This is a genomic window from Streptomyces sp. NPDC046727, from assembly GCF_040645635.1.
Taxonomy (GTDB): domain Bacteria; phylum Actinomycetota; class Actinomycetes; order Streptomycetales; family Streptomycetaceae; genus Streptomyces.
In genome coordinates this window covers 63246-86576 of the sequence record NZ_JBEYYR010000026.1, presented here as the reverse complement: position 1 = coordinate 86576, position 23331 = coordinate 63246, and the positions used below count along the sequence as shown (strand labels likewise).

Genomic DNA, 23331 nt, shown 5'->3' with positions numbered 1-23331 from the left:
GGACAAGGGTACGGGGCCGCCACCCCGCCCTCGCCCCACGCCCGGCGCTCACTTGTGCAGGCGTACCCCGCAGTGCGGCCAGGGGCTCGAGCCGCGCTTCAGGTACAGCTTCTTCGCGCGGTACGTCTGCTCCTGCGCCGTGGCGTCCTGGGGGCGCCCGCTGCCGCCGAGGCTGTGCCAGGTGCGCGCGTCGAACTGGTACAGCCCGCCGTACGTCCCCGAGGGGTCGACCGCGTTCGGCCGGCCGCCGGACTCGCAGGCGGCGAGGCCGTGCCAGTTCAGGTGTTCGGTGCCCTGCACGGAGGTGGGCCGCCGCTTGGTGCCCACCTTCACCACCTGCTTGCGCGGCTTGCGCACCACCTCGGACCCCTCCGGGCGCGGCTTTTGCCGGACCCCGTTGACGGTGCGCAGGAGGTAGGTGGTCCGGAGCAGTCCGGGCTGCCCGGGCTGGGCGACGACCTCGGTGCCCTTGAAGAGCGTGGGGTCCTCGATCCGCTCGGTCTCGAACGGGATCTGCTCCTCCCGGACCTCCCGCCTGCCGCTCACCCGCAGCACGGTCACCGTCTGCCCGTCGCGCGGGAAGGTGTCCCCCGGGACCGAGAGGGTGTCCTGCCCGCGCAGGGTGATCCCGGCCTCCTCGACCGCCTCGCGGACGGTGGCCGCGTTGGTGCGGACGGTGCGGGTCCGGCCGTCCGCCATGACGGTGACCGCGCGTTCGGTGCGCACGTCGAGCGCGAGCCCGGCGCGTCCGATCGGCTGGGAGCGGGAGGCCGACAGGTACGCGCCCTCGGCGCGCACGCCCAGCTCGTCCAGCGCGCCCTCCACCGTGTGCGCCGTCGTCCACACCTGGTGCGGCCGGCCGTCCAGCGTGAGCCGCACGGGGCGCCCGTACCGCACGGCGACCGCGTCGCCGCTGGCGAGCGCCGTGCCGGCGGCGGGCACGATCCTGTCGTGCGCCCCCACGCGTACGCCCTCCTCGGTGAGCAGCTCGCTCACGTTGTCGGCGAAGGTGTGCAGGGCCCGCTGTCTGCCCTCGACGGTCAGCTCGACCGCCTTGTCCTTGGCGACGAACGCGGTGGTGCCGCCGGCCAGGAAGGCCACGACCAGCGCCTGGGGAAGCAGGCGGCGCACGGTGGATTCCGGACGCTCGGCGTACCGCGCCCTGCGCCGGCGCGCGGCCCGCCCGCTCACTCCGGCGCGCGTGTCCCGGTCGTCCCCGCCACCGAGGACGGCGTACCCGTCGTCGTCTCCGTGATCCCCTCCCGTGCATTCACCACCCAGGCCGCACGGGCAGGCGTCCTCGGCGTACGCGTCATGGTCACGCGCCCCGTCGGCCGCCGCGCTCCCGCCCTGGTGCGGCAGCGCCGGTTCGCGCACCCGCGCGTGCCTCGGCGCGGGCTCCGCCGCACGCGCCGCCATCTCGTACGCGGGCCGGTACGTGTCGTCGTACGGCATCGCGGTCGGCCCGGCCCCGGGCGCACCCCACTCGGACACCCCCGCCCCGTACGCCGGCACCCCGTACGCCGGCACCCCGTACGCCGGCACCTCGTACGCCACCGTCCCGGCGTCGTGCGGGGTGGGCCACACGCCGCCGGGCGTGGTGGACGGTGCGCTGTAGGGGCCGTACGCCGCGTACGTCTCGTACTGCGAGTTGCTCACGCCGACACGCTCCAGAAGGCCAGAGGGGTCCGGATCGGGCCACCAGAACCTAGCGGAGCGTTCGTCACTCTCCAAAGCGGCGCGACTACTCACGGTCGCGGTGGGACCCGAGCCGGACTCTGCCGGGCGTTATCGGCCAGTTATGATCAATGCACTCTCAGTAACCGAAGGCGCGGGCGGTGTTCGCGCCCAGGGCTGTCGCCAGCGCGTCCTCGTCGATGCCGCGCACGGCGGCCATCGCACGGACCGTGACCGGAATGAGATACGGGGCGTTGGGCCGTCCGCGGTACGGCGCCGGCGTCAGGAACGGCGCGTCGGTCTCCACGAGGACCAGTTCCAGGGGGGCGACCGCGAGGGCGTCCCGCAGATTCTGGGCGTTCTTGAAGGTGACGTTGCCGGCGAAGGACATGAAGTAGCCCTCGCGGGCGCAGATCCCGGCCATCTCGGCGTCGCCGGAGTAGCAGTGGAACACGGTGCGCTCGGGCGCGCCCTCCTCCTTCAGGACGCGCAGGACGTCGGCGTGGGCGTCGCGGTCGTGGATCACGAGCGCCTTGCCGTGCCGCTTGGCGATCTCGATGTGGGCGCGGAAGGACCGCTCCTGGGCGGCCTTGCCCTCGGGCCCGGTGCGGAAGAAGTCGAGTCCCGTCTCGCCGACGCCCTTCACCTGGGGCAGGCCGGCCAGCCGGTCGATCTCGGCGAGGGCCTCGTCCAGGGCCGCGTCCCCGCCCGCCGCGCGGGCGCCCTGCCGGGACCAGCCGTCGGGGTCGCCGTGCACGATGCGGGGGGCCTCGTTGGGGTGGAGGGCGACGGTGGCGTGGACGTTCCCGTGGGCGGCGGCGGTCTCCGCGGCCCACTGCGAGCCCTTGATGTCACAGCCGACCTGGACGACCGTCGTGACGCCCACCGAAGCGGCCTTCGCCAGGCCCTCCTCGACCGTGCCGGACTGCATGTCGAGATGGGTGTGGGAGTCGGCGACGGGCACCCGCAGGGGTGCCGGGAGCGGCGGCGCCGCGTTCTTGTCGTCGCCCTTGGTGCGCTGGCCGGCGTTCGAAGGCATGCCCCGATCCTACGAAAGGGGCATGCCTTCGCGGACGGGTGATCCGTTCAGCCCGCCTTGCGCTGGAACGGGTGCAGGAGATCGGACAGGTGCCAGCGGTGCCGTTCCCCGGACTCCCCCGGCACCCGCGGCACCTCGATCGGGCCCGCCTGCGGGACCCGGTGGTGCTGCCGCTCGGCCGCGCCGCGCACCGAGGAGACCTGGCCCGCGCGCATGATCCGCACGATGTGTCCGTCGCAGTTCTGGCAGGACGGCCGGCTCAGCGGCGACGGCACGACCCGGCCGTCGGCCACGTAGCGCACGTACTCCTCCCCCTGGGCGTCCGTGTGGTGCTCTATCTCGTACGACTGCTCCCAGCCGTGCCCGCAGCGCATGCAGGCGAACGAATACGACTCGTGGACGACGGCTATGTCACTCATGCCAGCTCCCTGTTGCACGGGTGCGTCCCTCTTGGACGGGTGCGTCCCTTCGACCAGTGGACGCCCGCGTTGGCGCGAATGCATCCGTCCTGTCGAGTGTTGGAGCCGATTTGGGCAGCGCTTGCCGAAGGGACTCGGATGAGACGGCTGTGCTTTGCCATCGACGCCAGCCTTTTGCCCGCCCATGGGGCGCGCGCTCAGCCGAGAAGGCCCCTGCTCAGGAGCGTGCGCACCTAGGCCCGGTCGGACTTCTTGGCCTCGACCACGGCGTCGAACACCACCCGCTTCGGCAGCCCCGCCTCCGTCGCGACCGCCGCGATGGCCTCCTTGCGGCGCTCGCCGGCCTCCTCCCGCACCCGCACCCGGCGGACCAGTTCCGCCGCGTCCAGTTCCTCGGGCCCGGTCTCGGGCGCGCCCTCGACCACGACGGTGATCTCCCCGCGCACGCCCTCCGCGGCCCACCGGGCCAGCTCGGCCAGCGGACCGCGCCGTACCTCCTCGTACGTCTTGGTCAGCTCGCGGCAGACGGCGGCCCGCCGGTCGGCGCCGAAGACCTCGGCCATGGCGGCGAGGGTGTCGTCGAGCCGGTGCGGGGCCTCGAAGTAGACGAGGGTGCGGCGCTCGCCCTCGACCTCGCGCAGCCGGGACAGCCGCTCGCCGGCCTTGCGCGGCAGGAAGCCCTCGAAGCAGAACCGGTCGACGGGCAGCCCGGACAGGGCGAGCGCGGTGAGCACGGCGGACGGCCCGGGTACGGCGGTGACCCGGATGTCCTGCTCCACGGCGGCGGCGACCAGCCGGTAGCCGGGGTCGGAGACGGAGGGCATGCCGGCGTCGGTCACCAGCAGCACGCGCGCCCCGCCGAGCAGCTCCTGGACCAGCTCCGGCGTGCGCGCGGACTCGTTGCCCTCGAAGTACGAGACGACGCGGCCCTTGGGCGTGACGCCCAGCGCCTGGGTGAGCCGGCGCAGCCGCCGGGTGTCCTCGGCGGCGACCACGTCGGCGCCGGCCAGCTCCTCGGCCAGCCGGGGCGGCGCGTCCGCGGTGTCGCCGATGGGGGTACCTGCGAGGACAAGAGTTCCAGTCACACCCCCATCCTCCCAGGAGACTCCCGGAGGATTCCGACCGTGTCCGGACCGGTACCGCACATGCGCGGGACTCGCACAGGACGGTTCCCTACGATGGCGCGGTGACCAGTACCGCGTCCTCCATGGACCTCCGGCAGGGCCAGGCACCGCACGACCAGCGGCCGTCGTGGCAGCAGCGGCTGCGCCGATTCGGGTACGCACCGGCCAAGGACGCGCCCGCGGGTGACGTACGCGACCGGCTGGTGCCGCCGTACGCCGAGCCGAGCCCCCGGCTGTGGCGGGCGCTCGGTGTGCCGCCGGTCCTCGCGGAGCGGCTCACCCGCTGGTCGGGCTGGGGCGGGCCGCTGCTGGTGACGCTGATGGCCGGGGTGATGCGGTTCTGGAACCTGGGCAGCCCGCGCGCGGTGATATTCGACGAGACGTACTACGCCAAGGACGCCTGGGCGCTCGTCCACCGCGGCTTCGAGGTCAGCTGGGACCAGTACGGCAAGAACGCCAACGACATGGTCCTGCAGCAGCACGGCCACCTGGCGATCCCGACGGACCCGGCGTACGTGGTGCACCCGCCGGTCGGCAAGTACGTGATCGGGCTCGGCGAGCTGATGTTCGGGTTCGACCCGTTCGGCTGGCGGTTCATGACGGCGCTGCTCGGGACGCTGAGCGTGCTGCTGCTGTGCCGGATCGGGCGGCGGATGTTCCGCTCGACGTTCCTCGGCTGTCTCGCGGGCGCGCTGATGGCGGTGGACGGCCTGCACTTCGTGATGAGCCGGACCTCGCTGCTCGACGGCGTGCTGATGTTCTTCGTGCTGGCCGCGTTCGGCTGCCTGATCGTCGACCGGGACCGGGCGCGGGAGAGACTGGCCGCCGCGCTGCCGGTGGGCCCGGACGGGCGGGTACGGCCGGACGCGCACATCGCCGACGCCTTCCGCTTCGGGTGGCGCCCCTGGCGCTGGGGGGCCGGCGTGATGCTGGGCCTGGCCGTCGGCACCAAGTGGAACGGCCTGTACATCCTGGCCGCGTTCTGTGTGATGACGGTCCTGTGGGACGTCGGCGCCCGCAAGGTGGCCGGCGCGTATCACCCGTATGTCGCCGTCCTCAAGTACGACACCGGTCTCGCCTTCGTGGCGACGATTCCGGTGGCGCTGGTGGTCTATGTGGCCTCCTGGACCGGCTGGATCCTGTCCCCCACCGACGGCACGGGCGGCTACTACCGCAACTGGGCGGCCATCGACGGCAAGGGCGGCACCTGGTCGTTCCTGCCGGACTGGCTGCGCAGCCTGTGGCACTACGAGCACGAGGTGTTCAACTTCCACGTCCACCTCGACCAGCCGCACACGTACCAGTCCAACCCGTGGAGCTGGATCGTGCTGGGCCGCCCGGTGTCGTACTTCTACGAGTCCCCCTCGCCCGGTGTGGACGGCTGCCCGGCGGACGCGGGCCAGAAGTGCGCCCGGGAGGTGCTGGCGATCGGCACGCCGCTGCTGTGGTGGGCGGCCTGCTTCGCGATCGCCTACGTGCTGTGGCGCTGGGCGTTCCGGCGTGACTGGCGGGCGGGTGCCGTCGCCTGCGGGATCGCGGCCGGCTACCTGCCCTGGTTCCTGTACCAGGAGCGGACGATCTTCCTCTTCTACGCGGTCGTCTTCGTGCCGTTCCTGTGTCTGGCGGTGGCGATGATGATCGGCGCGATCGTCGGCCCGGCGGGCTCCGGCGACACCCGCCGGGTGATCGGCGCGTCGGCGGCGGGCGTGCTGGTGCTGCTGATCGCCTGGAACTTCATCTACTTCTGGCCCCTCTACACCGGCACGGCGATCCCCATCGACAGCTGGCGGTCGCGGATGTGGCTCGACACCTGGGTCTGAATCACGGTTTCGGCAACTCCGGTCACCGGGGCGCCGTAACCGCCTACAGTGCTCCCGAGACCTGTTTTGAACGCGTTCAACAGGCCGAACGGGAGGGGAATCCGCGCCATGCGCAACGGGGTCAAGGCCGCCGTCATAGGCGGCGTGTGCGTCACGCTGCTGGGCGGCGCCGGCTACGGCGTCTACAACTTCGCGTCCGCGCTGAGCGGCGACGACGGCACGGGAGGCGCGGCCTCCGTGCGGACCGGGCCGCCCAGCGGCTCCGAGGTGAAGGACGCGACCGGGGCGTTCTTCGCCGCCTGGGAGAAGGGCGACGCGGCGACCGCGGCGTCGTACACGAACTACCCGGAGGCGGCCCAGAAGCTGCTGACGGCCTTCGGCGGGGACGCGCACATCGGCGAGGTGCGGATCACGCCCGGCGAGGCCACCGGCGACACGGTGCCTTTCACGGTGAAGGCAACGGTGTCGTACGACGGCACGTCCCGCCCGCTCTCCTACCGGAGCACGCTGACCGTCGTGCGCGGCGAGACCTCGCACCGCGCGCTGGTCGACTGGCAGCCCTCCGTCGTCCACCCGCGCCTGCGCAAGGGCGACACGCTCACCACCGGCGGGTCGGCCGCACCTCAGATCGAGGCCGTGGACCGCGACGGGAAGGTGCTGACCCGGGTGAAGTACCCGTCCCTCGGCCCCGTTCTGGACGAGTTGCGAAGACGGTACGGCGACAAGACCGGCGGCCGGCCCGGCGTCGAACTCGTGATCCGGCATCAGGCGGCGGCGGACGGCAGCCAGGCCGCGGACACCACGCTCCTCACCCTGGCCAAGGGCAGGCCCGGCAGGCTCCCGACGACGCTCAGCGCGAGCGCCCAGGCGGCGGCGGAGACGGCCGTGCAGAAGTACCCCGAGTCGTCCGTCGTCGCCGTCAAGCCGAGCACCGGCGAGATCCTCGCCCTCGCCAACAACCGGCGGGACGGCTTCGACGCGGCCCTCCTCGGCGAACGAGCCCCCGGCTCCACCATGAAGATCATCACTGCGGCGACCCTCATCGACAACGGACTGACCACCGCGAACGGTGCGGCGCCCTGCCCGCCGGACGCCGTCTCGAACAGCCAGACCTTCCACAACCTCAAGGGCCTCCAGCCGGACGAACACGCCACCCTGGCCGACAGCTTCGCCCGCTCCTGCAACACGGCGTTCGTGAAGTTCGCGGACGAGGTGAAGGAGGACACCCTCACCCGGGAGGCCCAGGAGCGGTTCGGGCTCGGACGGAACAACTGGCAGATCGGCGTGCCGTCCTTCGACGGCCGGATACCCGCCGCCGGCGGCCCCGACAAGGCCGCCGCCCTCATCGGCCAGGGCCAGGTCCAGATGAGCCCGCTGAACATGGCGTCCGTGACGGCGACCGCGAAGACCGGCGCCTTCCGCCAGCCCGTGATCGTGCCGCTCAAGCTGGACGGCCGCGAACCGGCACGCGCGCGGGGACTGTCGTCGGCCACGGCCCAGCAGCTGCGCGCGATGATGAACCGCACGGCGCGCAGCGGCACCGCGGCGGGCGTGATGGCCAGGCTGAGCGGGGACGTCGGCGCGAAGACCGGTTCCGCCGAGGTCGACGGGGAGGCCAGGTCGGACAGCTGGTTCGCCGGTTACCGGGGCGACGTGGCCGCGGCGGCCATGGTCCAGGACGGCGGGCACGGCATCGACGCCGCCGGTCCGATTGTCGCAAGCGTGCTACGGAACGCGGGGTGAGATCACCCGCGAAGGCGGGGACCTTAAGGTGATTGCCGTCGTTGGGGATGGTGAGGGCTGCGGAGACCCTGGGAAAGGTGCGGAGGAACTGAGGCTGTGGGCAAGAGAAGGCGCGTCGCCGGGCGACGGAAGAACCGACCCGCCGTACTCGGCGGGATGATCGCCCTGGTGGTCGGCGGCGCCGGGTTCGGCGTCTACGCGCTGTACGACGGCGGGGCCGCGGCCGACGAGCGGTCCGCCGCCGCGTCCGGCCACAAGACCGTCAGGACCGGCCCGCTCACCGCGACCGAGGTCCGCACGGCCTCCACCCGCTTCCTCACCTCCTGGCAGCACGGCAAGGCCACCGAGGCGGCGGCCGCCACCGACGACCCGGCCGCCGCCGGCAAGCTGCTCGCCGGCTACGCCAAGGACGCCCATCTGAAGGACGTCACGCTCACCCCGGGGGCGGCGAAGGGCGCCGAGGTGCCGTTCACCGTGAAGGCGACGGTGGCCTACCAGGGCCTCAGCAAGCCGCTGACGTACGGCAGTTCGTTCACCGTCGTGCGCCGGGCGAGCGACGGCAGGCCGCTGGTCGACTGGCACGCGGCCGTGCTCCACCCGGACCTGAAGGACGGCGACAGGCTCGTCACCGGCGAGTCCGGCACCCCGCCGGTCAAGGCGCTGGACCGCGACGGCGGCGAGGTGACGGCCGCCACGTACCCGTCCCTGGGCACGGTGCTGGACGGGCTGCGCGAGAAGTACGGCAAGACGGCGGGCGGCAAGGCGGGTGTCGAGCTGCGCGTGGTGCGCGGCAAGGCGGCCAAGGCCGCCAAACTGTCCGACAAGACGCTGGTGGAGCTGAGCAAGGGCACGCCGGGCACGGTGAAGACGACGCTCAGCCCCTCCCTGCAGGCGGCGGCCGAGCAGCAGGTGTCCAAGCGCGCGCGTGCCTCGGTGGTCGTCCTGCGCCCGTCGACCGGTGAGATCCTCGCGGTCGCCAACAGCGGGCACGGCTTCAACACCGCGTTCCAGGGCTCCCTCGCGCCCGGCTCCACGATGAAGGTCATCACGTCGTCGCTGCTGATCGACAAGGGCCTGGCGTCGGCGGACAAGTCGCACCCCTGCCCGAAGACGGTCACCTACGGCGGCTGGAAGTTCCACAACGACGACGACTTCGAGATCAAGGGCGGCACGTTCAAGGCGAGCTTCGCCCGCTCCTGCAACACCGCGTTCATCAGCCAGGCGAAGAAGCTGAAGAACGACGACCTGACCAAGCAGGCCCAGCAGGTCTTCGGGCTGTCGATGAACAACTGGGCGATCGGTGTGCCCAGCTTCGACGGTTCGGTGCCGGTGCAGTCGGCGGCGCAGATGGCGGCCTCGCTGATCGGGCAGGGCGCGGTGCGCATGAACCCGCTGAACATGGCCTCGGTCGCGGCGACCGTGCGGTCCGGCAGCTTCCACCAGCCGTACCTGGTGTCGCCGTCCGTGGACCACCGCAAGCTGGCCACCGCCTCGCGCACCATGTCGGGCAAGACGCTGTCCCAGCTGCGCGAGCTGATGCGGTACACGGCCGCGTACGGCACCGCCGCCGAGGCCATGTCGGGGCTCGGCCCGGACTACGGCGCCAAGACCGGCTCGGCCGAGGTCGACGGGCAGAAGAAGCCGAACGGCTGGTTCACCGCCTACCGGGGCGACCTCGCCGCCGCGGGCGTCGTCCAGGCGGGCGGGCACGGCGGCGACACGGCGGGCCCCATCGTGGCGAAGCTGCTGAAGCTCGGGAGCTGATCAGCCCCGCACGGGCCCGGCGGCTCCGCTCCGCACGGGCTCGGCGGTGTACGTCCGGCGCAGAAATCTGATCAGCGCCTTCGAATCGAACTGGACCACTTCGACACCGTTGTCGGAGTGGAACTCGACCACCGCCTGGACGCGCCCGCAGGGCCACACGCGGACATGACCGCTCTCGGCCGGTGCCCGCAGTCCCTTCTCGAGTAGCGCGCGCGAGAAGGTCCACTCGTGCGGGCCCGGCAGGCCGACGCGTACCGACCGTGGATCCCTGTCGGGGTCGTACCGCAGCACTACGGGTACGGCCCCAGGGTCCTCCTCGTCCGTGACGATGTGAGCGCGCGCGTACTGTTCGACTACAGACATCGGACCGCCCTCTCACGCACCGTGACCTATGCGAAAGCTGTTCATCCGCTTTCCCTCAAGACTCGCACATTTTCCGGTTCGCGCCTCGGCGAGAGACGAGACTTCGTCTCTCTTGCAACTGGTTCGCAACAAGGCTCTAAAATCGTCGGGTGCACGTACCTGACGGATTCATCGACGCCCCGACCTCCGCGGTCACCGGAGTGGTCGCCGCCGGCGCCCTCGCGGTGAGCCTGCGCGGCGCCCGCCGCGAACTCGACGAGCGCACCGCCCCGCTGGCCGGCCTGGTGGCGGCGTTCATCTTCGCCGTCCAGATGCTCAACTTCCCCGTCGCCGCTGGGACCAGCGGCCATCTGCTGGGCGGGGCACTGGCCGCGATACTCGTCGGCCCGTACACGGCCGTGCTGTGTGTGTCGGTCGTGCTGCTCATGCAGGGCGTGCTGTTCGCCGACGGCGGGCTGACCGCGCTCGGCGTGAACATCACCGACATGGCCATCGTCACGACGATCGTCTCGTACGCCGTCTTCCGCGGCCTGCTCGCCGTGCTGCCCCGCAAGCGGCGCTCGGTGACCGTCGCCTCCTTCGTCGCCGCGCTGGTGTCCGTGCCGGCCGCCGCGGTCGCCTTCACCCTGATCTACGCCGTCGGCGGTACCACCGACGTCTCCATCGGCAAGGTCGCCACCGCGATGATCGGTGTGCACGTGCTGATCGGCATCGGCGAGGCGGTCATCACCGCGCTCACGGTCGGCGCCGTCATCGCCGTACGCCCGGACCTGGTGCACGGCGCGCGCGGCCTGCGGCAGCGGCTCCAGTTGCGCGTGAACGGCGCACTGGTGGACGCCCCGGCTCCCACGGCGCCCGTGGCGGCGCGCACCTCGCGGCGCACGCTGTGGGTGACCGGCCTCGTCACCTCCCTCGTCCTCGCCGGTTTCGTCAGCTTCTACGCCTCCGCGAACCCCGACGGCCTGGAGAAGGTCGCGCATGACAAGGGGATCGACAAGAAGGCGGAGAAGCACGCCGCGTCGGACTCGCCGCTCGCCGGCTACGGCGTCAAGGACGTCTCCGACGCCCGGCTGTCCGGCGGCCTCGCGGGCGTGATCGGCGTCGGCGTCACGGTCGTCGCGGGCAGCGCGGTGTTCTGGGTTCTGCGCCGGCGGCGCAGCGACGACGTCTCCCCCGCGAACACCGGCGTCTGACATGGGAGCGGGACACGCCCACCGGCTCTACCGGCACGCGCACTCGCCGGTGCACGCCCTGCCGCCGCACACCAAGCTCGCCGCGGTCTTCCTGTTCGTGGTGGTCGTGGTGTCGACCCCGCGGGAGGCGATGTGGGCGTTCGCGGTGTACGCCGTGCTGCTGGCCTGCGTGGCGCACCACGCGCGTGTGCCCGCCGGCTTCCTGCTCAGGCGGCTGCTGATCGAGGTGCCGTTCGTCGCGTTCGCGGTGCTCATGCCGTTCGTCGCGGAGGGCGAGCGGGTGCACGTGCTGGGGCTCTCCCTGAGCGTGAACGGGCTGTGGGGCGCCTGGAACGTGCTCGCCAAGGGCACCCTCGGCGTCGCCGCCTCCGTGCTGCTGGCCGCCACCACCGAGCTGCGCGAACTCCTGCTCGGCCTGCAGCGGCTGAAGCTGCCGCCGCTGCTCGTGCAGATCGCCTCCTTCATGATCCGCTACGGCGACGTCATCACCGACGAGATGCGCCGGATGCGGATCGCCCGTGAGTCGCGCGGCTTCGAGGCGAAGGGCGTCCGGCACTGGGGCGTGCTCGCCAAGTCCGCCGGCGCGCTGTTCATCCGCTCCTACGAACGCGGGGAGCGCGTGCACCTGGCCATGGTGAGCCGGGGCTACGCCGGCGCGATGCCGGTCATCGACGAGGTGACCGCGTCCGGCGCGCAGTGGCGGCACGCCCTCGCGCTCCCCTGCACCGCCCTCATCGTCTGCCTGCTGGGATGGGTCCTGTGAGTACTGCTTCGCTGGAGGTCTCCGGCCTCGCCTTCGCCTACCCCGACGGCCACCAGGCCCTGTTCGGCGTGGACTTCTCCCTCGCGCGCGGCGAACGGGTCGCCCTCCTCGGCCCCAACGGCGCCGGCAAGACGACCCTGGTGCTGCACCTCAACGGCATCCTGGGCGGCGGCACCGGCACGGTGACCGTGGCCGGGCTGCCGGTCGGCAAGCAGCACATGGCCGCGATCCGGCAGAAGGTCGGCATCGTCTTCCAGGACCCGGACGACCAGCTGTTCATGCCGACCGTGCGGGAGGACGTGGCGTTCGGTCCGGCCGCCGCCGGGATCAAGGGGGCCGCGCTGGAGGAGCGGGTGCGCACCGCCCTGGAGCGCGTCGGGATGCAGGACTTCGCCGACCGGCCGCCCCACCACCTGTCCTTCGGCCAGCGCCGGCGGGTCGCGGTCGCCACCGTGCTCGCCATGGAGCCGGAGATCCTGGTCCTGGACGAGCCGTCCTCCAACCTGGACCCGGCCTCGCGCCGCGAACTCGCCGACATCCTGCGCTCCCTGGACGTCACGGTGCTCATGGTCACGCACGACCTGCCGTACGCCCTGGAGCTGTGCCCCCGCTCCCTCGTCCTCAGCGACGGCGTGATCGCGGCGGACGGCCCGACCGGCGCGCTGCTCTCCGACGACGCGCTGATGCGGGCGCACCGGCTGGAGCTGCCGTTCGGCTTCGACCCGAAGTCCGTGACAATGGGCGCGTGACGAACGAGGACCCCGCCGCCGAGGGCTCGCTGCTGCTGGACGACCAGCTGTGCTTCGCGCTGTACGCCGCGCAGCGCGCCGTGACCGCCGCGTACCGTCCGCTGCTGGACGACCTCGGGCTCACCTACCCCCAGTACCTGGTGCTGCTGGTCCTGTGGGAGCGCGGGGAGATCAGCGTGAAGGAGCTGGCACGTGCGCTCCGGCTGGACTACGGCACCGTCTCGCCGCTGCTGAAGCGCCTGGAGGCGGCGGGTCTGGTGCGCCGGGAGCGCGCGGCGGGCGACGAGCGCTCGGTGCTGGTCGCGTGCACCGGGCGCGGGGAGGAACTGAGGGAGCGCGCGGCCCGCGTGCCCGGCGCACTGCTCACCACGACGGGGCTCGACGCGTCCGAGGTGGTGCGGTTGCGTGAGGAGTTGTGGCGGCTCGCCGAGCGGGCGGAGAGCGCGGCCAGACGCGCCCGCTGATCCCGCGCGCCGGCGCACTCCCGATCACCACCCCCGGCCGACCGGGCATACCTACCAGCAAGTACCTTGTGCACGATGTACTTGTGCGCCACTTGTTCCGGGGGAGGCCGGCCATGACCGAGGGCACCGCTGTCGACACGCGTCCGACGAAGATCATGTATGTCGCCGAGGCCACCGCCCACGGTGGCCGGGACGGCTATGTCACCAGCCAGGACGGCCACATCGAGCTGAAGGTGGCGATGCCTCCCGAGCTGGGCGGCGACGGCAACGGCACGAACCCCGAGCAGCTGTTCGCGGCCGGCTACAGCTCCTGCTTCCACAACGCGCTGATCCTGGTCGGCAACCGGGCGGGCTACGACCTGACCGGCTCCACCGTGGCCGCGAAGGTCGGCCTCGGCCCGAACAAGCACCGCGGCTACGGCCTCGCGGTCGCCCTCAGCGTCTCCCTGCCGGTCCTGGACCCGGAGGTGGCGTCCCAGCTGGTGGACGCGGCGCACGAGGTGTGCCCGTACTCGAACGCCACCCGAGGCAACATCGATGTAACGATCCTTCTCGGCTGACGCGGCAGAGGAATCCCAGGCCGACAGTGGGGGTTGCACCCACTGTCAAAGGTGAGCCGAGGGGATGAGCGGGCGTGGACGTGAACGGCGTGGTGGCCGAGGGCTTCGAGCCGGTCAGGGAGGCGTTCGCAGGGAACTTCGCGCTGCTCGGCGAGCGCGGCGCGGCCGTCGCCGTCTACCGGGACGGGCACAAGGTCGTGGACCTGTGGGCCGGCACGAAGGACGTGGACGGTACGGCACCCTGGGAGCCCGGGACCGCGCAGATCGTCCGCTCCGCCACCAAGGGCGTCGCCGCCGCCGCGCTGCTGCTCCTGCACCAGCGCGGCGAACTGGACCTGGACGCCCCGGTCGGCGCGTACTGGCCGGAGTACAAGGCGGCCGGCAAGGAGCACACCCGCGTACGGGACCTGCTGGCGCACCGCGCGGGCGTGCCCGTGCTGGACCGCCCGCTGACCCCGGCCGAGGCCGCCGACCCCGACCTCGGCGCCGCGGCCGTCGCCGGCCAGGCGCCGGTGTGGGAGCCGGGCACGGACCACGGCTACCACGCCCAGACCTACAGCTGGCTCACCGGCGAACTGCTCCGCCGGGTCACGGGCCGCCCGGTCGGCGAGTGGATCGCGGCCGAGATCGCCGGCCCCGTCGGCGCGGACCTGTGGCTCGGCCTGCCCGAGTCGGAGCAGGCGCGCGTGGGCCGCGTCGGCCCGGTGGACCCGCCCGCCGCCGCGGGCGGCCTGAAGACGCGCCCCAAGCGGGCGGTGGCCGAGGCCTACGCCGACCCGGACTCCCTGACCCGCCGCGCGTTCGCCGCGATCACCCCGCTCCCCGACGAGAACGACCCCGCCTACCGCGCCGCCGCCCTGCCCGCCTCCAACGGCATCGCGACGGCCGACGGACTGGCCCGCTTCTACGCCTCGCTCATCGGCGAGGTGGACGGCGGCAGGCGCCTGTTCACCCCCGAGACGGCGGAACTGGCCCGCGCCGAGCGGTCCGCCGGACCGGACCGGGTGCTGGTGGTGGGCACCCGCTTCGGCCTCGGCCCCATGCTGCACGGCGCCGCGTCCCCGCTGCTCTCCCCCGGCTCCTTCGGCCACCCCGGCCGCGGCGGCGCACTCGCCTTCGCCGACCCGGAGTCCGGCATCGCCTTCGGCTACGTCACCAACGGCTTCCGGCAGAGCGTGACGGCGGACCCGAGGGCGCAGGCACTGGTACGAGCGGTCCGCACGGTGCTCGGCTGAGCGCGGGCGCCCTCGGAGCACGCCGGGGGCGTGTCACACGTTGATCGGGTGCGAGGTCCGCCCGGACGCCGCGTCGATCTCCTCGTGGGCCTTGGTGAGCAGTTGCATGGCCAGTTCGTTGAGGGCGCGGGCGCCGGCGATCTCCTCGCCCACCCGGGGCTGGTTCGCGTCGACGCGGTGCCTGCTGGCGCTGCCGTGCGCCCTGACCTCGGTGCCGTCGGCCAAGCGCAGCAAGGCGACCGCGCGCGTGTGCTGATCGTCCTCCTCCTTGAACTCCAGCTCGACGTGCCATCCGACAGCGGTGTGCATCATGAGGACCACCTCCGAAAACCGATGCTTCCAGGGTGCGCCACGGCACCCCGGCGCGTCATGTCGGGCCCGGAATCGGCGGCGGCACACCGCGCTACCCGGCGCGCAGCATCAATCCGATCCCCACGACCACCAGGCCCGCCGCCACGATCCGGGACGCCCCGAACCGCTCCTTGAAGAGCAGCGCGCCGATGGCCGCGCCGACGATGATGGACGACTCGCGCAGCGCGGCGACGGGAGCGAGCGGGGCGCGGGTCTGGGCCCACAGGACCAGGGCGTACGCGGCGACGGAGAGGGCGGCGCCGAGGAGGCCGAGCACGGCGAACGGCCGGAGCCGCCGTACCGTGTCGCCCCGCGCGCGTGCGTACAGGAACGCGGGCACGACGGCTCCCTGGACGACCATGAGCCAGGCGATGTACCCGAGCGAGGAGTGCGAGGCGCGTACGCCCATGCCGTCGATGACCGTGTACGCGGCGATCGTCAGGCCGGTCGCCAGGGCCGCGCCGATCGCCGCCCGGTTCGGCCGGTTTCCGCGCAGCCCCCACAGGCTGACGCCGGTCAGGCCGAGGCAGGAGACCGCGATACCGGCGCTCGCCCAGGCGCCGGGCACCTCGTGCGCGAAGACGGCGGCGAGCAGGGCGACGACGAGCGGGGCGCTGCCGCGCGCGAGGGGGTACGCCTGCCCGAAGTCGCCCAGCCGGAACGAGGTCATCAACAGCGCGTAGTAGGCGATGTGCACGGCCGCCGAGGCGAACAGGTACGGCCAGGCGGGCCCCGCAGGGAACGCCGTGAACGGCGTCGTCGCGAGCCCGATCAGCAGCCCGCCGCCGGAGATCAGGCTGAAGCCGACGAGCTTGTCGGTGATGCGGTGCGCGATGGCGTTCCAGCTGGCGTGGGTGACGGCGGCGAGCAGGACGGCCACCGCGACCAGCGGCGTCACGCGGTCCGCTCGCGCACGTCCACCAGTGTCGCGCCCGAGTGGGCGAGGAGTTCCTTCGGCTCGATCGGGAAGACGGTGTACGGGGTCCCGGCCGCCGCCCACACCATGTCGTGCGCGAGCAGCGAGCGGTCGGCGAGGACACGCGTGCGCGTGCGGTGCCCGAAGGGCGGTACGCCGCCGATGGCGTACCCGGTCGCCTCGCGGACGACACCGGCGTCGGCGCGGGTGACCTTCCCGGCGCCCAGTTCCTCCCGCACCCGCTCCACGTCCACGCGGGAGCCGCCGTCCATCAGCACCAGCACCGGTACCCCGTCGGCGGCGAAGACCAGGGACTTGCAGATCTGGCTCAGCCCGCACCCGATCGCGGCGGCGGCCTCGGCCGCGGTCCGGGTCGCCTCCGGAAAGCGCCGGGTGCGCGCGAGCACCTCATCGAGCCCCAGCGCGCGGAGCGCTTCGGCGAAGCGGGGGTGGGCTCCGGATCCGTCGGCGTCGGCGGCAGCTGTCGGCATGGTGGTCACGCTAGCAGCGCGTCCTCGACGCGTACGCAGAAGAAAGCCGGTGAGGGTGCAGCCCCGTCCCCACGGGCACCCTCACCGGCCGCTCATCCACGCGCCGCGGTACGTCAGGCGCGTACCAGCTCCTTCTCCTCCTCGGGGTCGGCGTGGGCGCGGAGTCCCTCGCCCTCCACGTCGACGTTGGGCAGCGCGCGGTCCAGCCACTTCGGGAGCCACCAGGCCCGCTTGCCGAGCAGGGCGAGCACCGCCGGGACGATGGCCATGCGGACGATGAACGCGTCGAAGAAGACGGCGATGGCGAGGCCGAAGCCGATCATCTTGACCATCGACTCGCTGGAGCCGATGAAGCCGGAGAAGACGGCGATCATGATGACGGCGGCGGCGGTCACGACGCGTGCGCCGTGCTTGAAGCCCGTGACCACGGCCTGACTGGGCTTCTCGCCGTGGACGTACGCCTCCCGCATCCGCGTCACGAGGAACACCTCGTAGTCCATCGCGAGACCGAAGACGACGCCCACCATGAAGATCGGCATCATCGACATGACCGGGCCGGTCTCCTCGACGTTCATCAGGCCGGACAGCCAGCCCCACTGGAAGACCGCGACCACGGCGCCGAGGGCCGCCATCACGCTGAGCAGGAAGCCGAGGGCCGCCTTCAGCGGGACGAGGATCGAGCGGAAGACCACGATCAGCAGGAGGAAGGCCAGGCCGACGACCAGGGCGAGGTACGGCAGGAGCGCGTCGTTCAGCTTCTGCGAGACGTCGATGTTCATCGCCGTGGAGCCGGTGACCAGGACCTTGGAGTCGGTCTCGGCGGCGATGTCCGTGCCCTTGTCACGGATGGCGTGGACCAGGTCCTCGGTCGTCGCGGAGGACGGCTTGGACTTGGGTACGACGGTGATGGTCGCGGTGTCGCCGGCCTTGTTGGGCGTGGCCGGGGTGACCGTGACGACGTTCTTCAGGCCCTTGATCTCGTCGCCGACCTTGGTGAAGGCGGCCTTGGGGTCGGCGCTGCCCTTGGCGTCGACGACGACCATCAGCGGGCCGTTGAAGCCGGGGCCGAAGCCCTCGGAGAGGAGGTCGTAGGCGCGGCGCTGGGTGGTGGAGGTGGGCTGGGAGCCGTCGTCGGGCAGGCCCAGCTCCAGGGAGGCGGCCGGGATCGCCGCCGCGCCGAGGCCGAGCACGCCGAGCAGCAGGACGGCGACCGGGCGGCGGACGACGAAGCTGGCCCAGCGGGTGCCCATGTTGGGGCGGCCCGGGTTCTTCGGCGTACGGCCGCCGCCGAGCAGCTTGCTCTTCTGGCCGGCCGGCTTGATCTTGCGGCCGGCGTAGCCGAGCAGCGCCGGGATCATCGTCAGGGCGATGAGGACGGCGATGGCGACCGTGCCCGCCGCCGCGACGCCCATCTTCGTCAGCATCGGGATGTTGACGACGGACAGGCCGACCAGGGCAATGACGACGGTGAGGCCGGCGAAGACGACCGCCGAGCCCGCCGTGCCGACGGCGCGGCCGGCGGCCTCCTCGCGCTCGCGGCCCTCGGCGAGTTCGGCGCGGTAGCGGGAGACGATGAACAGGGCGTAGTCGATGCCGACGGCGAGGCCGATCATCGATGCCAGGGTGGAGGTGGTGGAGCCCAGGTCCAGGGTGCTGGCGAGCGCGGTGATCGAGGAGACGCCGATGCCGACCCCGATGATGGCGGTGAGCAGCGGGAACCCGGCAGCGAGCAGCGAGCCGAAGGTGATGACGAGGACGACGGCGGCGATGGCGATGCCGATGACCTCGCTGGAGCCGGTCTCCGGGGTCGCGGTCAGCGCGTCACCGCCGACCTCGACGGTGAGGCCCGCGTCCCGCGCGTCCTGGGCCGCGTCCTTCAGGGCGTCCTTGGAGGAGTCCTCCAGCTCCATGCCGGAGACCTTGTACTTCACCGAGGCGTAGGCGACGGTGCCGTTCTTGCTGACGGCGTGCCCGGCGTAGGGGTCGGCGACGGAGGCGACCTCGGAGCCGCTGCCCAGTTCCTTGACGGTCTTCTCGACGGTCGCCTTGTTGACGGCGTCCGTCATCTTCTCGCCCTTCGGGGCCTTGAAGACGACCCGGGCGGTCGCGCCGTCGGCGCTCATCCCGGGGAAGCGCTGTTCCAGCAGGTCGAAGGCCTTCTGAGCCTCGGTACCAGGGATGGAGAAGGACGTGTTGCCGGCGGGCGGCGCGGAGGCGGCGCCCACCCCGGCGAGGGTGAGCAGCGCGACCCATATGAGGGCGACGAAGTGCCGTCGCCGGAAGGCGAGACGGCCGAGTTTGTAAAGGAACGTGGCCACGGAGGCGTACTCCCGGTCAGGTCGTGGGGTTCAGCAGGGCAGGGGCGATCAGCCCGACGACGTGAGCGGTGACGTCAGGTGGTGGGCTTGCTGGGGAAGGGTTCAGCGGGTGGAGACGCCGAGGGCGGGGAGGACCACGGCGTCGATGTACGACAGGAGGAAGGCCTGCGTCGGCGGCTGCTCGTCGATCAGCGTGCGGGCGGCGAACCCGCCGATCATCATGTGCATCACGTAGTCGAGCGCCGGGTTGTCCGCACGGACCTCACCCCGGTCGATCGCCCGTTGCAGCACATGCCGGAACTCCGCCGTCTCCGGCTCGATGAGGTGCTCCCGGAACGCCCGGAGGAGATCCGGGTTGCCGTGGACCGCCATGGCCAGGCCCCGCATCAACGCGGAGTTCTGCTCCATCTCGCAGTCGTCCGAACGCAGGGTGAGGGCGTGCAGGTCACCCCTGAGGGATCCGGTGTCGATCTCGCCGGCCGACCCGCCCGGCTTGTTGTGCCGCACGGCCTTCGCGACCAGCTCGGCCTTGCCGCCCCACTGGCGGTAGAGCGTGGCCTTGCTGGAACGGGTGCGGGCGGCCACGGCGTCCATGGTGAGGGCGTCGTAGCCGACCTCTCGGAGCAGGTCGAGCACGGCCTCGTACAGCTCGGCCTCGCGCTCGGGGGTGATCCGACTGCGACGTGTCGCCGCGACGGCTTCGGCCATGCCCATCACCTCCCGCTCCGGAGCTTCTCTCTTCGTACACCCATGAAGATACCCTGAGCACCTGCGAAACGAAACCGTTTCGTACGTGTGTTGGGTCACGAACGTGAGGGGCGCATAAGTACGCGGCCGTGCGGCTCACGAGTTGCTGGGCCCCAGCAGGCGGAAAAGCATGGGGAGAGTGAGCTATCTGCGCTTCCCCCACCTCAGTGGCGACCTGGTGTGCTTCGTGGCCGAGGACGACGTCTGGCTGGCCCCGCTCGACGCCCCGGACCGGGCCTGGCGGCTCACGGCGGACCGCACGAAGGACGGACACCCGCGCTTCTCCCCCGACGGCCGCCTGATCGCCTTCACCAGCTGGCGCAGCCTCGTCCCCGAGATCCACCTCGTCGGCGTCGAGGGCGGCCCCGCACGGCAGTTGACGTACTGGGGCAGCACCGACACCCAGGTCTGCGGCTGGACACCCCCGGACGAGAACGGCACGTGCGACATCCTCGCCGTCGCCTCCCACGGCCAGCCCTTCTCGTACTTCACCTGGGCCTACAAGGTGTCCACCGACGGCGACCCCGGACGCAAGCTGCCCTGGGGCCCGGTCGCCGACATCCAGGTCGCCGACATCGACGGCGTCCACAAGACCCTGCTGCTCACCGGCACCCCGCCGCACGAGCCGGCCTCCTGGAAGCGGTACCGGGGCGGCGCCATGGGCCGTCTCTGGCTGCACGGGCAACGCCTGCTGCCCGACATCGACGGGCACCTGGCCTGTCCCATGTTCGTCGCGGGCCGTATCGCCTTCCTCTCCGACCACGAGGGCGTCGGCAACCTCTACTCCTGCGCGTACGACGGCACCGACCTGCGCCGCCACACCGACCACGACGCCTTCTACGCGCGGCACGCCGCCGGCGACGGCACACGGGTGATCTACCAGTGCGCGGGCGACCTGTGGCTGGTGGACGACTTCTCCCCGGGCGCCGTACCGCGCAAGCTGGACATCCGCCTGGCCGGGCCGGCCACCGGGCGCCGCCGCTACCCCGTGCCGGCCGCGCAGAACGTCGACGGCATCTCCGTGGACGAGACCGGCCGGGCCAGCGCCGTCGTCGTACGCGGCAGCCTGTACTGGCTCACCCACCGCGACGGCCCCGCCCGCACGATCACCGACACGCCCGGCGTACGGGTACGGCTGCCGGAGATGCTGGGCACGACCGGCCAGGTGGCGTACGTGACGGACACCGAGGGCGAGGACGCCGTCGAGATCGTCCAGCTCCCCCGCGCGACCGGCGACCGCGCGCCCCGCCGGCTGGCCTCCGGCCTGATGGGCCGGGTCCTGGAGATGGTCTCCGATCCCGAGGGCGAACGGCTGGCGATCGCCTCGCACGACGGGCGGCTGCTGCTGATCGACGTGGCGGAGGAGGAGAAGGCGGAGGGAGAGGCGGAGGAGGCGGAGACGGGTGAGCCGGGGGGTGCCGGTGATCAGGCCACGGAAGAGGCGGCCGACGCCGGAGGCGATTCCGGTGGATCCGACGGATCCGGTGATTCCGCTGTCGCCGAGGTCGGAGAGCGGGTGACCGAGCTGATCCGGTCCCTCAACGGCCCCGTGCGTGACCTCGCCTTCTCCCCGGACGGCGCCTGGCTCACTTGGTCCCACCCGGGCATCGGCCGCTCCCTGCGCAAGATCAAGCTGGCCCGCATCAAGGACCGGCTGATCGTGGACGTGACCAACGGCCGCTTCGAGGACGAGAACCCCGTCTTCACCCGCGACGGCCGCTACCTCGCCTTCCTCTCCTGGCGCGGCTTCGACCCGGTGTACGACGTCCACACCGGCGACCTGTCCTTCCCGCTCGGCTGCCGCCCGCACCTCGTGCAGCTGAACTCGGCGACCCCCTCCCCCTTCGCCCTGAACCCCGAGGGCCGTCCGGCGGCCGGCGGGCTCGACCCGGCCGAGGAGGAGGCGGGCGAGACCGGCACGGTGACCGTGGAGGTGGAAGGCCTGGCGAACCGGGTCACTCCCTTCCCGGTGATCGCCTCCAAGTACTCCGCGCTGTCCCCGGTCGCCGGCGGCGGACTGGTCTGGCTGCGCTGGCCGATCTCCGGCGCGCTCGGCGAGACCTTCGCCAACCCGGCCGACATCAGCGGCCGGCCGACCCTGGAGCACTTCAACCTCAGCAAGGCGAAGAAGTCCGAACTGGTCGACCACCTGGACTGGTTCGCGGTCAGCGGCGACGGCACCCGGCTGGTCGTGGTGGACGAGGGCGACCTGCGCGCGGCGCCCGCCACGGAGATGGGCGACAGCGACACGACCGTCTGGATCGACCTGCGCCGCATCCTGCACGTGGTCGACCCGCCCGCCGAGTGGCGCCAGGCCTTCGACGAGGCGGGCCGGATCATCCGCGCCTACTTCTGGGACCCGGGCATGTGCGGCATCGACTGGGACGCGGCGCTCGACCAGTACCGCCCCCTCGTCGACCGGGTCGCCTCCCCCGACGAGTTCGCCGATCTCCTGCGCGAGGTCCTCGGCGAACTGGGCACCTCGCACGCCTACGTCACCGCCGCCCGCCGCAACGAGGGCCCGCCCCACTACCAGCGCTGGCAGGGCCTCCTCGGCACCAACTTCGTGCACCGGGACGAGGGCTGGATCGTCAAACGCATCCTCCCCGGCGAGTCCTCCGACTCCAAGGCCCGCTCGCCGCTGGCCGGCACCGGCATCCGCGAGGGCGCCGTCCTGACCCACGTCGACGGCCGCCCCGTCGATCCGGTGACCGGCCCGTATCCCCTGCTCGCCGGCTCCGGAGGTACGACCGTGGAGCTGACGTTCGCCCAGGCGGACGGCGAGGGGCACGCCCGCCGGGTCGCCGTCGTCCCGCTCATCGACGAACGGCCGCTGCGCTACCAGGACTGGGTGGCCAAACGCCGCCAGGTCGTCCGGGAGCTGAGCGGCGGCAAGTGCGGCTACCTGCACATCCCCGACATGGGCGGCTCCGGCTGGGCCCAGTTCAACCGCGACCTGCGCATGGAGGTGTCCCGGCCCGCGCTGATCGTCGACGTGCGCGGCAACGCGGGCGGGCACATCAGCGAACTCGTCATCGAGAAGCTGACCCGGACGATCCTGGGCTGGGACCTGACCCGGGACGCGCAACCGGTGTCGTACACCTCGAACGCCCCGCGCGGGCCGGTGGTGGCCCTGGCCGACGAGGCGACCTCGTCGGACGGCGACATGATCACCGCCGCCTTCAAGCTGCTGAAACTCGGCCCGGTCGTCGGCCAGCGCACCTGGGGCGGGGTCGTCGGCATGACCGGCCGGCACCGCCTCGGCGACGGCACGGTCATCACCGTCCCGATGAACGCGGCCTGGTTCGACGCCTACGGCTGGTCCGTCGAGAACCACGGTGTCGCCCCCGACCTGGAGATCCTGCGCACCCCCCTGGACTGGGCGGAGGGGCGCCACGCCCAGCTCGACGACGCCGTCCAACTGGCCCTGGAGCTCCTGGAGTCCAACCCGGCCGCCATCCCCCCGGACTACAGCGAGGTCCCCAACCGAGCCCGGCCGAAGCTCCCGCCCCGGGCGACGTGAGGCGACGCGGGCGACGTGACACAGCGCAGGGCGCCCTCCACGAGGAAGGGCGCCCCACGTTCGCTCCGGTCA

General features: G+C 72.3%; 20 protein-coding genes. 10 read left to right on the top strand and 10 right to left on the bottom strand.

What is annotated here, in order from left to right:
• Nucleotides 1-48 precede the first annotated feature (48 nt).
• The 4 genes from ABZ937_RS28125 to rsmI form a co-directional block, all read right to left on the bottom strand.
• Nucleotides 49-1455, bottom strand: coding sequence for a ubiquitin-like domain-containing protein (locus ABZ937_RS28125; protein WP_361696160.1), 1407 nt, complete (start codon nt 1453-1455; stop codon nt 49-51).
• 361 nt (nt 1456-1816) lie between these two features.
• Nucleotides 1817-2716 carry a TatD family hydrolase gene (locus ABZ937_RS28120; protein WP_361696118.1) on the bottom strand — a complete coding sequence of 300 codons (900 nt, stop codon included), beginning with the start codon at nt 2714-2716 and terminating at the stop codon, nt 1817-1819.
• A gap of 47 nt (nt 2717-2763) precedes the next feature.
• A complete protein-coding gene (locus ABZ937_RS28115; RefSeq protein WP_361696117.1) occupies nt 2764-3135 on the bottom strand; it encodes a hypothetical protein in 372 nt (123 codons plus the stop codon).
• Between the two features lie 233 nt (nt 3136-3368).
• Nucleotides 3369-4220: a 16S rRNA (cytidine(1402)-2'-O)-methyltransferase gene (gene rsmI / locus ABZ937_RS28110; RefSeq protein WP_361696116.1), complete on the bottom strand. Its 852-nt coding sequence runs from the start codon at nt 4218-4220 to the stop codon at nt 3369-3371.
• Between the two features lie 101 nt (nt 4221-4321).
• Here rsmI and ABZ937_RS28105 point away from each other — a divergent pair, with 101 nt between their 5' ends.
• From ABZ937_RS28105 to ABZ937_RS28095, 3 genes are all read left to right on the top strand, one after another.
• Entirely contained in the window at nt 4322-6079 is a 1758-nt protein-coding gene (locus ABZ937_RS28105; RefSeq protein ID WP_361696114.1) for a phospholipid carrier-dependent glycosyltransferase, read from the top strand.
• A gap of 108 nt (nt 6080-6187) precedes the next feature.
• A complete protein-coding gene (locus tag ABZ937_RS28100; protein WP_361696113.1) occupies nt 6188-7822 on the top strand; it encodes a penicillin-binding transpeptidase domain-containing protein in 1635 nt (544 codons plus the stop codon).
• Between the two features lie 96 nt (nt 7823-7918).
• Nucleotides 7919-9586, top strand: a complete 1668-nt coding sequence (locus ABZ937_RS28095) for a penicillin-binding transpeptidase domain-containing protein (protein WP_361696112.1) — start codon at nt 7919-7921, stop codon at nt 9584-9586.
• Here ABZ937_RS28095 and ABZ937_RS28090 read toward each other — a convergent pair whose 3' ends face one another.
• Complete coding sequence (locus tag ABZ937_RS28090; protein WP_361696111.1) at nt 9587-9949, bottom strand: SsgA family sporulation/cell division regulator; 363 nt, start codon at nt 9947-9949, stop codon at nt 9587-9589.
• Between the two features lie 149 nt (nt 9950-10098).
• Between ABZ937_RS28090 and ABZ937_RS28085 the strand changes: the two genes are divergently transcribed.
• The 6 genes from ABZ937_RS28085 (at nt 10099) to ABZ937_RS28060 (ending at nt 14913) form a co-directional block, all read left to right on the top strand.
• Complete coding sequence (locus ABZ937_RS28085) at nt 10099-11142, top strand: energy-coupling factor ABC transporter permease (RefSeq protein ID WP_361696110.1); 1044 nt, start codon at nt 10099-10101, stop codon at nt 11140-11142.
• A 1-nt stretch (nt 11143) separates the two neighbouring features.
• Nucleotides 11144-11905, top strand: a complete 762-nt coding sequence (gene cbiQ, locus ABZ937_RS28080) for a cobalt ECF transporter T component CbiQ (protein ID WP_361696109.1) — start codon at nt 11144-11146, stop codon at nt 11903-11905.
• Nucleotides 11893-12654 (top strand): ABC transporter ATP-binding protein, encoded by a 762-nt coding sequence (locus tag ABZ937_RS28075; RefSeq protein WP_361696108.1) that lies wholly within the window; start codon nt 11893-11895, stop codon nt 12652-12654. The genes cbiQ and ABZ937_RS28075 overlap by 13 nt, the downstream gene beginning before the upstream one ends.
• Nucleotides 12651-13118, top strand: coding sequence for a MarR family transcriptional regulator (locus tag ABZ937_RS28070; protein ID WP_361696107.1), 468 nt, complete (start codon nt 12651-12653; stop codon nt 13116-13118). The genes ABZ937_RS28075 and ABZ937_RS28070 overlap by 4 nt, the downstream gene beginning before the upstream one ends.
• A 113-nt stretch (nt 13119-13231) precedes the next feature.
• The gene (locus tag ABZ937_RS28065; RefSeq protein WP_361696106.1) at nt 13232-13678 is read left to right on the top strand and encodes an organic hydroperoxide resistance protein; all 447 of its coding nucleotides are present in this window, start codon (nt 13232-13234) and stop codon (nt 13676-13678) included.
• A gap of 74 nt (nt 13679-13752) precedes the next feature.
• The gene (locus ABZ937_RS28060; protein ID WP_361696105.1) at nt 13753-14913 is read left to right on the top strand and encodes a serine hydrolase domain-containing protein; all 1161 of its coding nucleotides are present in this window, start codon (nt 13753-13755) and stop codon (nt 14911-14913) included.
• Nucleotides 14914-14946: 33 nt separating this feature from the next.
• Here ABZ937_RS28060 and ABZ937_RS28055 read toward each other — a convergent pair whose 3' ends face one another.
• From ABZ937_RS28055 to ABZ937_RS28035, 5 genes are all read right to left on the bottom strand, one after another.
• On the bottom strand, nt 14947-15225 hold the full coding sequence (locus ABZ937_RS28055; protein WP_361696104.1) for a DUF1876 domain-containing protein: 279 nt from the start codon (nt 15223-15225) through the stop codon (nt 14947-14949).
• Between the two features lie 91 nt (nt 15226-15316).
• Nucleotides 15317-16162, bottom strand: coding sequence for a DMT family transporter (locus ABZ937_RS28050; protein WP_361696103.1), 846 nt, complete (start codon nt 16160-16162; stop codon nt 15317-15319).
• Nucleotides 16159-16671 carry a YbaK/EbsC family protein gene (locus ABZ937_RS28045; RefSeq protein ID WP_361696102.1) on the bottom strand — a complete coding sequence of 171 codons (513 nt, stop codon included), beginning with the start codon at nt 16669-16671 and terminating at the stop codon, nt 16159-16161. The genes ABZ937_RS28050 and ABZ937_RS28045 overlap by 4 nt, the downstream gene beginning before the upstream one ends.
• A 113-nt stretch (nt 16672-16784) precedes the next feature.
• Complete coding sequence (locus tag ABZ937_RS28040; RefSeq protein ID WP_361696101.1) at nt 16785-18989, bottom strand: MMPL family transporter; 2205 nt, start codon at nt 18987-18989, stop codon at nt 16785-16787.
• A 102-nt stretch (nt 18990-19091) separates the two neighbouring features.
• Nucleotides 19092-19697: a TetR/AcrR family transcriptional regulator gene (locus tag ABZ937_RS28035; protein WP_361696100.1), complete on the bottom strand. Its 606-nt coding sequence runs from the start codon at nt 19695-19697 to the stop codon at nt 19092-19094.
• Between the two features lie 178 nt (nt 19698-19875).
• On the opposite strand from ABZ937_RS28035, the gene ABZ937_RS28030 reads away from it, so the two are divergent.
• Nucleotides 19876-23259 carry a S41 family peptidase gene (locus ABZ937_RS28030; RefSeq protein ID WP_361696159.1) on the top strand — a complete coding sequence of 1128 codons (3384 nt, stop codon included), beginning with the start codon at nt 19876-19878 and terminating at the stop codon, nt 23257-23259.
• Nucleotides 23260-23331: the final 72 nt, after the last annotated feature.

Excerpts from the sequence above, each read along its gene's own strand:
- ABZ937_RS28125 (WP_361696160.1), bottom strand. The coding sequence starts at position 1,455 with ATGCCGTACGACGACACGTACCGGCCCGCGTACGAGATGGCGGCGCGT.
- ABZ937_RS28120 (WP_361696118.1), bottom strand. The coding sequence starts at position 2,716 with ATGCCTTCGAACGCCGGCCAGCGCACCAAGGGCGACGACAAGAACGCG.
- ABZ937_RS28115 (WP_361696117.1), bottom strand. The coding sequence starts at position 3,135 with ATGAGTGACATAGCCGTCGTCCACGAGTCGTATTCGTTCGCCTGCATG.
- ABZ937_RS28100 (WP_361696113.1), top strand. The coding sequence starts at position 6,188 with ATGCGCAACGGGGTCAAGGCCGCCGTCATAGGCGGCGTGTGCGTCACG.
- ABZ937_RS28090 (WP_361696111.1), bottom strand. The coding sequence starts at position 9,949 with ATGTCTGTAGTCGAACAGTACGCGCGCGCTCACATCGTCACGGACGAG.
- cbiQ (WP_361696109.1), top strand. The coding sequence starts at position 11,144 with ATGGGAGCGGGACACGCCCACCGGCTCTACCGGCACGCGCACTCGCCG.
- ABZ937_RS28075 (WP_361696108.1), top strand. The coding sequence starts at position 11,893 with ATGGGTCCTGTGAGTACTGCTTCGCTGGAGGTCTCCGGCCTCGCCTTC.
- ABZ937_RS28065 (WP_361696106.1), top strand. The coding sequence starts at position 13,232 with ATGACCGAGGGCACCGCTGTCGACACGCGTCCGACGAAGATCATGTAT.
- ABZ937_RS28055 (WP_361696104.1), bottom strand. The coding sequence starts at position 15,225 with ATGATGCACACCGCTGTCGGATGGCACGTCGAGCTGGAGTTCAAGGAG.
- ABZ937_RS28045 (WP_361696102.1), bottom strand. The coding sequence starts at position 16,671 with ATGCCGACAGCTGCCGCCGACGCCGACGGATCCGGAGCCCACCCCCGC.
- ABZ937_RS28035 (WP_361696100.1), bottom strand. The coding sequence starts at position 19,697 with ATGGCCGAAGCCGTCGCGGCGACACGTCGCAGTCGGATCACCCCCGAG.